Here is a 13,338-nt window from a genome sequence, read left to right on the forward strand (position 1 = left end):
TTTTTAGTGTAAAAGAAGGCATAAGGCTTTTTAGTTAAAACTCAATTCCTTCGATTGCCTGGATGCCTTCATCATAATAATGCTTCTCTGGCTCTATGACAGAGACAAGATCTGCCACCTCTTTAATAGCTGGATGAGCAGACCTCCCAGTGAGAACTAGGTGAACATGTTTTGGCTTTGTCTTAATGACATGAAGAACATCTTGTAATGGTAACACATCATCAATTGGAAACGTTTCAATCGCTAAAGCGTTATTGATTTCATCTAAAATAACGAGGTCATAATGCCCTTGCATAATTGCCTCTTTCGCAATGGGCCAGCCTGTTTTCAAAGCCTCTCTATGTTCCTCAGGTGTTTTCGTCCATGTAAAACCCCGTCCAAGCTGGACCATATCTACTCCTATTTTTTCCAACACCTTTTGCTCACCATATGACCGTTCAGGCGACTTAATAAATTGAAATATTTTCACCGATTTATTATGTCCTACCGCTCTAACAGCTAGTCCAATAGCTGACGTGGTTTTCCCTTTACCATCACCAGTATAAACGAATGTCAAACCTCTTTGTTCATTTGTTTTCACAGATATGTTCCCCCTTATAAATAATAGGCTCTCTTAATAATGACTCTTTCACCCATCGAATGTCCACTAAAACAGAGGAATTGGGAAGGTGTCAATCACCACATTTTAGAACATTTCTTTTATAGTGCAAACGAATGTCCTTTTAACTTATAACTCTCTCTTGTTAACCCAACTAATAACTATAAGTTTATTAAATTCATAATTGTATTTCCTCGGTAAATCAGCTATGATTAAATCAGCAACAATGAAAACGTTTGCGCAAAATTTGCAGTTAATTTAATGAGGTGATTTTGTATGGGGAAAGTTTGGTGGAAGGAAGGCGTAGGCTATCAAGTCTACCCTCGTAGTTTTCAAGATAGTAACGGTGACGGTTTCGGTGACCTACAAGGGATCGTTCAGCGACTTGATTATTTGAAAGATTTAGGTATCGATTTTATTTGGCTCAGTCCAATGTATAAATCACCGTTAGATGATAACGGTTATGATATTTCAGATTATCAAGAAATATTAGAGGAATTCGGAACGATGGGTGATTTCGATGCCCTTCTCAACGAAGTCCATGCACGCGGTATGCGACTTATTATTGATTTAGTGCTTAATCATACGAGTGATGAGCACCCGTGGTTTATTGAATCTCGTCAATCAAAAGAGAATGATAAACGTGACTGGTATATTTGGCGTGATGGGCGTGATGGCAAAGAACCTAATAATTGGGAAAGTATCTTCGGAGGCTCTGCCTGGGAATTTAATGAGCAAACGAATGACTACTTTTTACATGTATTTTCTAAGAAACAGCCTGATTTAAATTGGGAAAACCCAGAAGTAAGAGAGACACTTTACGACACCGTCAATTGGTGGCTTAAAAAGGGGATTGACGGCTTTCGTATCGACGCTATCAGTCACATTAAAAAACGACCAGGGCTACCTGATATGCCTCATGAAGAGGATAAAAAATATGTTCCTTCCTTTGATATGCATATGAATCAAGAGGGAATTATGACGTTTTTGCAAGAGTTCAGGGATAAAACTTACGGGCAATATCCTAACGCGATGACAGTTGGAGAAGCGAATGGTGTCACAGTAGAGGAAGCACCGCAGTGGGCTGGGGATGCCGGTGTTATGGACATGGTTTTTCAGTTCGAGCATTTAGATTTATGGGATCAAGAAGGCAAGAAAGGGTTAGATGTGGTAGCAGTCAAAAAAGCGCTCACAAGATGGCAAAAGGCGCTTGAACATGATGGCTGGAATGCTCTGTTTATTGAAAATCATGATAAAGCTCGAGTTGTGTCTACGTGGGGGAACGATACCGATTATTGGCGTGAAAGTGCAACATCTTTGGCTGCCATGTACTTCCTCATGAAGGGGACCCCATATATTTATCAAGGGCAAGAAATCGGGATGACAAATGGTTATTTCACTGACATTGAGGATTATGATGATGTAGCAGCAAAAAATTTGTACAGAGAGCAAACAGCTGCTGGCATGCCAGCAAAAGACGTATTGAAACTTCTTGCTCGCACGTCACGAGATAACAGTCGTACACCTATGCAATGGTCCGCTGATCCGAATGCTGGCTTTACTGAGGGAACACCTTGGCTAAAAGTGAACCCCAATTTTAAAAAGGTGAATGTGGCAAATCAATTAGAGGATGAGCAATCAATCTTACACTTTTATAAAAAATTAATCCAGCTTAAAAAGAATTATGCATTATTTCCTTATGGAAGCTATGATTTACTACTGGAAGACGATGAGCAAATTATTGCATACAAACGGCAATTAAACGACAAAATAGCGATCATCATATCTAATTTGTCCCCTTCTGAGGCTGAATGGAGAAGTGAGGATAATAACTTAACATTAACAAGTGAGGAACTCGTTCTTGCTAATTATGATGTGACGCCCCATGGTTCTCTCACCTCTTTTAAGCTAAAACCTTATGAAGCTAGAGTCTATATTTTTTAACGCATTGATTTGAACTGCTTTTCGATAACCATAAGTTTAAACGACTCGCTTTATGAGACTCTTCGTTTTAGCGATAAACTATAAGTCAGTCGCTTTTTAGAATTTATCAGAAGTACAGTTTTACAGGGGACTGAACTAACGTTATATTGAGATTAGAGTGACTAAATACAAAATCCCGTAACACTTATAGCGTGATACGGGATTGTTTTTACCTTCTTAATTATTAAAACGTGATTAATAAGCGTTTGTCATACCACCGTCGACTACAAACATTTGACCTGTGACATATGTGTTAAGGTCTGATCCTAAAAATAAAATGGTCTTAGCAAATTCTTCAGGATCTCCGTAGCGCCCTAATGGAATGGACGCTTCTACCGTTTCTTTAATTTGTTCTACCGGTTCCCCTGTTTTTTCAGCTCGTGCTTCATCTAAAGCTTTTAATCTATCCGTGTTAATTCTCCCTGGACCGACAGTATTAATCAGCACCCCATACGGTGCAAACTCCTTTGCTAACGTCTTTGATAATCCTACAATCCCCATCCGATACACATTTGATAACAACAAGCCGTCAATCGGCTCTTTCATAGAGGCTGATGTAATCGTGATAATTTTCCCTTTAGATTGCTTTAGGTAAGGTAAGGCATGTTTAATCGCTCTCACAGTACTCATTAACGTTAAGTCATACCCTTTCGCCCACTCTTCCTCAGTGACGCTTTCAAATGTTCCCGGTGGTGGACCACCCGCATTATTTACGAGGACATCAATTCCTCCTAGACGTGCTGCTGTTTCTTCCACTAACCTTTTTACATCTTCTTTAAGTGTCACATCGCAAGGGAGATAATCGATTTTCCCTTCGGCAGTCTTAGCTAATTCCTCAGCTGCTGTTTTTGCGTTTGTGACATTCCGGCTCGTGATCATGACGTTGGCACCTGAATCTGCATAAGCTTTAGCAACGGCTTTTCCAAGCCCTTTGCTTGATGCGAGAACGAGAACATTTTTCCCTTGTAGACCTAAATCCATTATCATCACTCCTCAATTAAAGCAGTTTTTTCTTCACTCTCTGTAAAACTATGAGTCTAACATCTCGACTATTAAAAGCGGCAATATTGGTTTTAGTTTATCATCATTTCCGAATTTTCTCACTATATGAGCTATTCCGTGATTAATTATCTTGCCTTTTCACAGATAAGCCTCCGTAAACCTCCCGAGTCACAATAGAGAGGACAGCGACAGCAATTTAGGCGTGAGCTAACGGGCTAATGTCCTGATTCACGCAACTAACAATCAGTGGGAGAAGAACGAAACGCCTGATTGAAAGTTCGTTTTATAAATACTTATTTATTTACTTAGTTGGATGATGACCCGAATACGTTCCCATCAATAAGCAGATGGTGTTACAGTAAAGCATCATTAGTTGCGGTAAATAATATAAATGAGATAACTGATGTAACTTATCATGAGAATAAGCCCCTCAAGTTTACTAATCACCCATTTCGTTCTGGAGAAGACGAGAAGTACGAGTGACAGTAGAATCATGAAGGAAACGTCTAAAAAGATTTTATTTTCTATGTTTAAGGGGTAAATGATTGAAGCCGCTCCAAGGACAAAGAGGTTGTTGAATATACAGCTCCCGACAATGTTACCTAAAGCGAGGTCACTATATTTTTTCAATGCGGCTGTGATTGAGGTGACAAACTCAGGTAGCGAAGACCCAATCGACACAACTGTTAGACCTACGAGCGTTTCACTCATGCCAAAGTAGAGGGCAATGTCTGTACTTGATTCCACAACCCAATAACCACCAAGGATGACCGCCCCAAGCCCAATCCCGGTATATAACGTGCTTTTTTTCCAGTTGTGAGTTGTCTCTGTTTCTTTTTCAGCAACGGGTACCTGCGTATCACGATTGTTCATAGCCAGTTCAAACACATAATACATAAAGATAGCAAAGAAAAGGAGTAAAATAATACCGTCTCCGCGCGATAGCATATTCGATATTTCATGATCGACACTTGTATCTCCTACTAACACTAATATAGCCACACTAGATAAGACAGTAAATGGAATTTCTTTTCTAACTGTCTGACTTTCTGCTTTAAGAGGGAAAATGATAGCAGTAATACCGACAACTCCTGCAATATTAATGATGTTACTGCCGATAACATTCCCGATAGTGACCCCTGGGTTTCCTTCAAGTGCGGCTATTATACTCACAGTTGCTTCTGGAGCCCCTGTTCCAAATGCCACGATCGTTAATCCTACAAGCATGGGTGAGACGTTGAAAAAGGCAGCCAGATCGGATGCTCCTGTTACAAACCAGTCCGCCCCTTTGATTAACAAAACGAATCCTAGCAGCAGTAAAACATAAACCATCTCTGCCCCTCCTTTATCACAGATGAGCGTCCGTAAACCTCCCTGCTCAAAATAGAGAGCAGAGCTATAGCTATTTAGGCGAGAGATAACGGATGCTAATGTTCTGATTAACGCAACTAACAATCAGTGGGAAAAGAACAAAAAACGCCACTGATTGAAGGTTCGTTTTATCATAAGACGGTTGTATTATGCATAGGTTATACGTTATTTATACGTCGGTCTATACACAGCAAAGTGATTAGATTCTTTTTTAAACGTAAAGGAGTCAGTTTAACGGTTCAAACCTACGTTAAACTGACTCACTCTTCTTTCATTACTATTAAATTCAAATCACAGAACAAACACAAGTAATTGAGCAGCTATTGCCACGAAGATTAAGGCGAAAGGATAAGCAGCTGAATAAGCGATGGCCGGTTCGTCTTCATCCGTCAGCTGGTTAACAGCGCCTAAACCAGGTGTACTAGTCATCCCACCACAAAGAGCACCTAATGAGTGGAGAATACTTAAATGAAATAGTTTTTTTGCAACTAAAAAGCCACCGACAATAGGGAAAAAGGTAATTAACGAACCCCCAAAAACGAGCCTTATTCCTTCGGTCATCACGACATCCACTAATCCTTCTCCAGCTGTCGTACCAGCGCCTGCTAAAAACAAGACTAGACCGATATCCCGGATAACTTGATTTGATGGCTGTAAGAAACGAGCTCTAATGGGGCCAAGCTTACCAAAATGGCCGATAATTAAAGCAACGAATAAGGGGCCTCCCGCTACCCCTAATGTCATGATGCCAAGCCCTGGAAGGTGAATAGGGATCATACCCACGAATATCCCGACTAATAAAATTAAACTTAGCGAAAAAATATGGACGTTTGTAACTGTTAATTGTTTTCTCGCAAATAAACGGTCCACGTCATTTAACCGGTCTTCACTACTCACCACGGTTAGCACGTCACCTCGTTCCAATCGCCAGCTCGGCTTCTGATTAAATTCAAAGCCGCCTCGTTCCATCCGAGTTACCGTCACACCATAGTTACTTCTAAGTCGAAGCTCTGCAATACTTTTCCCGATCATCTCTTCTGAATCAACTGTGATTTTCCGCAAATTAACGTTATCTTTATTTTCAACATCTGTCTCGACTTGTCTGCCAACAAGCTTCACTAGCTCTTCTAAGTCGCGCGGAATGCCTACCGCTACGAGCTTATCACCTAGAAGAATGACCGTATCACTCAAACTTATAATATTACGACTCCCTCTAATAACCCGACTAATAACGACTGAACTATCTGAAGATAAATGTAGCTCTTTTAATGTTTTTTTATTCATCTCCGTATTCGTCACTTCAATTGTCATGGCTTCTGGAGACTCTTTATGCCTCACAGGTCCCCTTTTTCGATTCATCTCCGTTTTCAAGTCTAGTCTAATAAATTTCGGTAATAATTGGACAAAAAAGACAACAGCTAATACACCAAACGGATAAGCAATCCCATAACCTACAGATGCCAATGGATCATTTGTAGCTTGAATTGCAGCTGCTAGCCCTGGTGTACTCGTTAAGGCACCTGTCATAAGACCGATACTTAGAGCCGGTGATAGTCCAAACAGTTTAGATACAATAATGGTCGTAAAAACGGCAATAAGCACGACGATAAGTCCAATAATCCCAAAAATAAGGCCAGATGTTTTCATCATGCGAAAGAAACGCGGTCCTGCTTGTAAGCCAACTGCTACTATAAACAAACTCAACCCTAAATTTTGCACGACTGGGGAGATTTGATATCCAAAGTGTCCAAATATCATTGCCACTAGTAAGACACCAGAAGCGCCAAGGCTCAATCCCCTTATTTTAATTTGGCCAAGGAATGATCCGAGAAATAAAATGACAAATAAAAGTACGAGAGGTTCATTTAATAATTCCACGAGTGTGTTCATTTCTATTTCCCTCCACCTATCCTAACATCATCCCTTTTATTATAATCTGATAAAAAATGAATGAAAGGACTTACAGGCTATTTTTAATGATATTCTCTCCGTTTTATCGTAAAATTCATACAGTTGTCAATGATAACGTTTTCAAAAAAATCTAAGTGTGACCTTTCGTATTTTCGGGTACAGAACTTTTAAATAAACATAAGGAGTGTCTCATAAATGGAACGATATAAAGTCATTTTTGAATTTAATAATGGACAAGAAGAAAGCTCATATTACACTGAAAATCCTTCTTCCCGGGTCAATGACTGGCTTGAGAGAGAAAGAAGTCATTGGGTCAGACTTGAAAACGCCCTCGTCAATTTGAAAAACGTCAATGTAATCCGTGTAGGATTGGTCAGAGTAAACGGTGAATCAGAGGAATTTATTGAGTGGGTTTAGGGGGAAAAAGGGGTTCCAGCATTAAAGTCTAATATTTCAGCATTACTGACGGTTTTTTCAGCATTAACCTTAAGTTTCTCAGCACTACTGGCGCCTCTTTCAGCAATCTCCATAGGTTTTTCAGCATTAAACATGAGATAAGTAAATTCTATATTAGCTAAAAACCTCCCGCATGGCGCATACCATACGGGAGGTTGTCATTATAACGTGATATCAACTGAACTGCCTAGATGTGGCTGCACTGACATTTCCATATTCTTTACAGATGCCCCATCTAACATTTTATCAATAAACTCTGTTTTCTGTCCTGACGTATCCATTACTTTTTTCAAGAGAGATACATCAACTTGCTGTTGCACTTTCATTTGACTCATACCGATTGATAATGCTGCAATATCCATAAAAACACCTCCAAACTAATCGTGGCGTCCTAATTACTTAGCTCTATTAAGCTTATCATAATTATTTTCCACTAAGAGGTCTCTCAGATAATCATGTTAGAAAGTCACAGACAAGTGTTCAATTGAAGTAGTAGTTATAAGATCAAAAATTTGTTAGTTGAAGTCGACTTCATCATGATGTTTTTAAAGATATAACACGATTATTATGCAGTAGATGCGGATGAGAATATGAACCAATCAGTGACGTTTTCGATCTTTTCCCCACTGATTGATAGTTAAGTTAATCAGGACATTAGCTCCCACCTAAATAGATGTCACTCTCCCCTCTATTTTAAGGAGTTTTTTACGAACGGCTTATCATGTGGTAAAAAGCGCCTGACACGTGAGACGACGACTCCCTGAGGATGAAGTGCAATCTGAAGAGCGACGGTTTACTTAGCAAAAGTTAGCTGAAGACAAGTCCTCGGGGAAAGCGTCCGCCTGAAATGCAGGTCACAGTCATTACTCGAATGTTGGTATTTTATTTCAAATAATCACATTCATTTAATTACCTCGTTTATTTTTCCGTGTCAAATATTCGTATTCAAATCCTGCCTCTTCTACAGGGGAATTTTTAAATTGGCTTAGTCGTCCAGGACGATGTTCACCATTATTTGCATTCTCTTTAAATTGGTTATCTGGTTTTTTATCTTTTTTGCTCATGTACTCCTGCCTCCTATTAGTCGTTTTTTTTAGTTTGTGAAAAGGCAAGAGGAGCTATTCACCACACTCTTATAATGTATCTCCATTTGTTTGAATAACACGTTGGTACCAATAGAAACTATCCTTTTTCAGTCGCTTCAAATCATGTTTTCCTTCTTCATGCTGATTGACGTAAACAAATCCGTATCTTTTTTGAAATCCATTTAACCAACTTAATAAGTCAGTGAATGACCATGTGCAATACCCTATTACATCTACCCCGTCACTCAAAGCTTCTTGAATGGCGATAATATGGGAGCGTAGATAGTCAATTCGGTAGGTATCTTGAATACGTCCATCTTCATCAACTTTATCAAATTCACCTAAACCATTTTCACTTATTAAGACTGGTAAACCATAGCGGTTATGAATTCGCCGTAAACCAATGCGAAGTCCTAATGGATCTATTTCCCAATCCCAATTTGTCGTCTCTAAATGAGGGTTAAAGGCGGTTTTAAAAACACCTGGCGTTCCAGTCGCTTCCGACGTCCCCTTTTTACCTGATGTGTTAAATTTACCTGATGTGACACCGTCCAACGGGTTTTTTTCTACAGTGGATGTTTGGTAATAGTTGACACCCATAAAATCAGGTATCCCACTTTTTAAGATCGCTAAATCTTCTTCGGTGACTTCAGGAGCGACGCCTTGTTTCTCTAAATACGACCAGGCCCATTTTGGATATTTCCCCCATGCATAGACGTCCATCCACCAATGGTTGCTCAATTCCTCAGCATTTTCTGCAGCTAAAATATCTTCTGGCTTACACGTGTATGGGTACACTGGCCCGTATGCAAAGCTCGGTCCGATTTTGCCGTGTGGGACGAGCTTACGGAACGAAGCGATTGCCTTAGCATTTGCTACACTTGCATGATGATTGACTTGATAAAACTGCTTTTCATCTATTCTTCCTGGGGGATGCATCGCTTGTCGATAACCAAGGCCAGTAAAAATGTTTTGCTCATTCAAGGTCACCCAATAAGTCACTCGGTCTCCAAATGCTTTGAACAACGTTTCAGCATAGTGAGTAAAATCATCAATAATACGCCGTGATTCCCAACCGCCGTACTCATCTTGTAATGCTTGCGGTAAGTCCCAATGATAAATAGTTACGATCGGTTCTATCTGATGCTTAAGCAGCTCGTTAATAAGTTCATCATAAAAAGCAAGACCTTTCGGATTAACTTCCCCCTTACCTTCGGGAAAAAGACGCGTCCATGCTATTGAAAAGCGATAAGCTTTCAACCCCATTTCCGCCATTAGAGCCACATCTTCTTTCCAGCGATGATAGTGGTCCACTGCCACATCGCCTGTCGTACCTTTAAACGTTTTACCTGGTATTCTCACGAACGTATCCCATATAGAAGCACCTTTCCCATCTTCATTCCAGGCACCTTCAATTTGGTAGGCAGCTGATGCTGAACCCCATAAAAATGTGTTTGGAAACGCCGTTAATTGGTTATGAATCATGTTTTTTCCTCCTCATATACTTATAATCCTTATGTCATACTGTCATTCATCATCATTAAATAAACAGAGTCTCATTGTTTGAAGAGTTCACTGTTTTCTGTACGTAAGCGGTAGTTTGCTACAGCACCGATTAAGCCAGCATCATTTTTGAAATAACAAATATCTGTGGGAACAGGGAAACCAATGAATTCTGTCAACTTTTCATTTAATTCATCTAGAAATGTAGGACGTCGGGTAATGCCACCTCCAATTAGTATTTTTTGTGGGTCTATAACAGAAGCAACATTAATCACACAGTTCGCTAACTGTGTATAGAAGTGATCAACTACATGTAGAGCTCGTTCGTCTCCTTCATCATAAGCAGAAAAAACATCTTCTCCAGTCACCTTATCAACCGGCTGTTTCGTTAAATGGGCATAGTCCATTCTCAAGCCTTTAACTGAGGCTTGACGGCTCATTGAATTCTTCAACGATAATCCATCTTCCTTATTTCCTGAGATCATGAAGCCAAATTCTCCAGAACGAAAGGAACGTCCATGATAGAGCTGATTATTTAGAAATAAGGCACCACCAATACCTGTACCTACTGTTAAACAAGCAAAATCAGTCAACTCATTGGCTTTTCCAAGCCATTTTTCTGCTAATGCCACACAATTAACATCGTTTTCAACTGTTACTGGTAATGATGTTCTCTGCTCTATTAGGGCTTTTAAATGTGTGTCATTAAAGCCTATCACCGCACCTCCCATTTGGATGTAGCCGGTATCAGGATTAATGAATCCCGGTGCACTAATAGCGATTGCCGTGATTTGCTCACGATAAGTTGCAGCTAGCGAGTCAATCGATGATAGAATTGTATCTGCGTCTCCGTTATTTGACGAGATAAGTTCTTTCTTTATAATCGTGCCTTGCTTATTGATAAGGCCCCATTTCATCATTGTGCCCCCGATATCAATAGCTAAATACATGTTTTCCATGAGTGTATGACTCCTTTTTAAGTTAACTTTTATTAGCGTCTCAGATAATATTTTTAAACCCACTTCATCATACAAACACACACCAGAATATAACGAATCTTCCATCAGTGGGCGTTTTCACTTCTCCCACTAATTGGTAATTGAGTTAGTCAGAAAATGAGTGGCCGTTTACTCCCACCTGAATACATTTACCTCTCCTCTCTATTTTTCATGCGGGAGTTTTACGGACGGTTATCTGTGATACAACGACTCATCCAGGGACGATTACCCTAGGTTTCTTTAACAAACTTCGTATCATTTCAGCTTCAGATGTGGCGATCTTCCTTTTCCCGCAGCTCTTTTTTACAAACGCAGCTGATGTCGCTTAGTTATCATTTGTCGATTTTGCTCGATGTGAATTTTTTCACTTAAATATTTTAAAGATGATAGCTCCCCCTATCTCAACACGTCATGTAGATGGGAACTTTTACTTAGGTAGCGTGGAGATGCTATCTGATTTCTCAATGTTTCAGCTTGCGGAAACGAGACGAGTTCGCTGTGACAGGCATTCATTTTTAAAAAAAGCCAATGGTCAGCGATAGTGTTATTAGACGCCCCAAGAAAATCCCCCTTAATCCCTCGTTATATCGTCCATCACCTTCCTTTAAGTTGCTTGAATCGTTGAGACAAAACGTACGATCTCTCGTAAAGCAATAAATAATTATCCGTCATCAACATTAATGTCCTAGCAAAGCCTACCCTCATACAAGTCACTCACTCTGATACAAGTTCATCATCGATTTTTATCGCAGCCTTTGCTATTAGGCACAGCTACTTATGCATTGACGAATCCGCAAAATAACGAATTCATTTATAAGGCTAGATAAAATAACCTTATAAATGATTTAACAACCCCAAGTTAAACAAATAAAATACTGAAGAATCACCAGTTTAGCGCTTTCATTTCACTTTTAATAGCAACAGAGAGATGACGTTCTCTCTGCTAAATAATTTACTAAACCGCTTTCGCTTCACTTATTAGTCTATTGGATGAGAAATTAAACTGTCAACTATTAATTTTTTTTATGCGTGATGACGACCTGATGACTAGCTCCGGAGCTACTTTAACCGCTCCCGGTTTTCCATGGTCCTTGATCATATCTTTAAGCATCATAGCCGCCATATGTCCAATTTTTTCTTTATCCTGCTTCACAGTTGTTAACGGAGGATCTGAATAACGGGCAGCTAAAATATCATCACAGCCTACAATAGCAAAGTCGTTTATATTGTAACCATGGTCTCTGATCGCTTTTATTGCGCCAAGTGCCATTAAATCAGAAACGGCGAAAATGGCTTTCGGTATGTCCTTCTCTTGTAAGAGTTCTGTCATCTTCTCATAGCCACTCTGCTCAAAAAAATCACCATGCTTCATCCATTCTGGTCTTATTGTCAGACCACATGCCGTCATCCCACGTTCAAATGCGTCCGCTCTCATTTCAGAAATAGGAGAAGACGGCAAGCCGCCGATGAATGCTACTTCTCGGTGCCCTTCTAAATACAAATAGTCAACGACAAGGGTTGAAATTTGTTCATTATCAGTCATGATGTAGGCGGAATGCTCTCCTGTCAGCTCTAAATCAACGCCGATACATGGAATATCACTTTCATCCAATTTCTTAATAGACGGTTCTATCTCACCGCCTGCAATAATAAGACACCCATCCACATTGTAGTGTCGACACCTTGCTAAATAATCTTCGCCATTTGGGTTAAAACGTTCATTCGAAAAAAATAATAGATCAAAACCTTCCACCCCAATCACTTTCTTGAAAGCGTTTAAAACCTCAATGAAGAATGGATGATTTAAATTAGAGTTAATCTTCCCTGCATAAATAACACCGATAACATTAGACACTTTTTTAGCCAATGATTGTGCTGAGTATGTAGGACGATACCCATACTCTTCCATAATCTTCAATACTTTCCCTCTTGTTTCTGCCCCTATATCGTCATAGTTATTAATAATTTTTGAGACGGTAGATTTAGAAACACCTGCTAATTTTGCAATTTCTGTAATCGTTAACTTCAATCGCTTCACCTACTTGTCTTTGATGATAAGCTTTTTAATAATGAGTAACAGTTAATTTCGATAAACTATTATACCATGTTTTGTCGTATCATTTTTTAACATGGAAGATTATCCTTGTTGATTTGGCAACTTACTTTCATTCTTTAAAATAAATGTCACAAATTAACGTCCATCACGAACAATAATAAAACGTTCGTACTTCTCCCACTGATTGATCGTTGAGTTGATCAGGACATTAACGGCCGTTTGCACCGGCCTAAATACATTTACCTCTCCTCACTATTTTAAATCGGGAGGTTTACGGACAGCTATAGATAGTAAGGTGCCCCATATCATTACCGTTTCTTAGCGTTTTAAAATCCACAAACACTAAAAAATACCGTACATTTTAAACGTACGGCA

General features: G+C 39.5%; 11 protein-coding genes. 2 read left to right on the plus strand and 9 right to left on the minus strand.

Annotated elements, in window-relative coordinates:
* Positions 1-34 precede the first annotated feature (34 nt).
* Positions 35-580, minus strand: coding sequence for a cob(I)yrinic acid a,c-diamide adenosyltransferase (locus tag BK581_RS07910; RefSeq protein WP_245828946.1), 546 nt, complete (start codon positions 578-580; stop codon positions 35-37).
* 294 nt (positions 581-874) lie between these two features.
* On the opposite strand from BK581_RS07910, the gene BK581_RS07915 reads away from it, so the two are divergent.
* Positions 875-2,542 (plus strand): glycoside hydrolase family 13 protein, encoded by a 1,668-nt coding sequence (locus BK581_RS07915; protein WP_078577661.1) that lies wholly within the window; start codon positions 875-877, stop codon positions 2,540-2,542.
* A 234-nt stretch (positions 2,543-2,776) separates the two neighbouring features.
* Here BK581_RS07915 and BK581_RS07920 read toward each other — a convergent pair whose 3' ends face one another.
* The 3 genes from BK581_RS07920 to BK581_RS07930 all read right to left on the minus strand — a co-directional run bounded on the left by BK581_RS07920 (position 2,777) and on the right by BK581_RS07930 (position 6,844).
* Positions 2,777-3,562, minus strand: a complete 786-nt coding sequence (locus BK581_RS07920) for an SDR family oxidoreductase (protein ID WP_078577662.1) — start codon at positions 3,560-3,562, stop codon at positions 2,777-2,779.
* Between the two features lie 390 nt (positions 3,563-3,952).
* Positions 3,953-4,915 carry a calcium/sodium antiporter gene (locus BK581_RS07925; RefSeq protein ID WP_078577663.1) on the minus strand — a complete coding sequence of 321 codons (963 nt, stop codon included), beginning with the start codon at positions 4,913-4,915 and terminating at the stop codon, positions 3,953-3,955.
* A 330-nt stretch (positions 4,916-5,245) separates the two neighbouring features.
* The gene (locus BK581_RS07930) at positions 5,246-6,844 is read right to left on the minus strand and encodes an aspartate:alanine exchanger family transporter (protein ID WP_078577664.1); all 1,599 of its coding nucleotides are present in this window, start codon (positions 6,842-6,844) and stop codon (positions 5,246-5,248) included.
* Between the two features lie 216 nt (positions 6,845-7,060).
* Between BK581_RS07930 and BK581_RS07935 the strand changes: the two genes are divergently transcribed.
* Positions 7,061-7,282 carry a hypothetical protein gene (locus BK581_RS07935; RefSeq protein WP_078577665.1) on the plus strand — a complete coding sequence of 74 codons (222 nt, stop codon included), beginning with the start codon at positions 7,061-7,063 and terminating at the stop codon, positions 7,280-7,282.
* A 200-nt stretch (positions 7,283-7,482) separates the two neighbouring features.
* Here the strand turns inward: BK581_RS07935 and BK581_RS07940 are convergent, their stop codons facing one another.
* From BK581_RS07940 to BK581_RS07955, 5 genes are all read right to left on the minus strand, one after another.
* Positions 7,483-7,683 carry a YjfB family protein gene (locus BK581_RS07940; protein WP_078577666.1) on the minus strand — a complete coding sequence of 67 codons (201 nt, stop codon included), beginning with the start codon at positions 7,681-7,683 and terminating at the stop codon, positions 7,483-7,485.
* Positions 7,684-8,226: 543 nt separating this feature from the next.
* Entirely contained in the window at positions 8,227-8,385 is a 159-nt protein-coding gene (locus BK581_RS20105; RefSeq protein ID WP_169837611.1) for a hypothetical protein, read from the minus strand.
* 69 nt (positions 8,386-8,454) lie between these two features.
* On the minus strand, positions 8,455-9,891 hold the full coding sequence (locus BK581_RS07945; RefSeq protein WP_078577667.1) for a glycoside hydrolase family 1 protein: 1,437 nt from the start codon (positions 9,889-9,891) through the stop codon (positions 8,455-8,457).
* Between the two features lie 71 nt (positions 9,892-9,962).
* Positions 9,963-10,868: an ROK family protein gene (locus BK581_RS07950; protein WP_169837613.1), complete on the minus strand. Its 906-nt coding sequence runs from the start codon at positions 10,866-10,868 to the stop codon at positions 9,963-9,965.
* A gap of 1,045 nt (positions 10,869-11,913) precedes the next feature.
* The gene (locus tag BK581_RS07955) at positions 11,914-12,936 is read right to left on the minus strand and encodes a LacI family DNA-binding transcriptional regulator (RefSeq protein WP_078577669.1); all 1,023 of its coding nucleotides are present in this window, start codon (positions 12,934-12,936) and stop codon (positions 11,914-11,916) included.
* Positions 12,937-13,338: the final 402 nt, after the last annotated feature.

The sequence above is a fragment of the Salipaludibacillus agaradhaerens genome (genome assembly GCF_002019735.1).
In the GTDB taxonomy this organism is placed as follows: domain Bacteria; phylum Bacillota; class Bacilli; order Bacillales; family Salisediminibacteriaceae; genus Salipaludibacillus; species Salipaludibacillus agaradhaerens.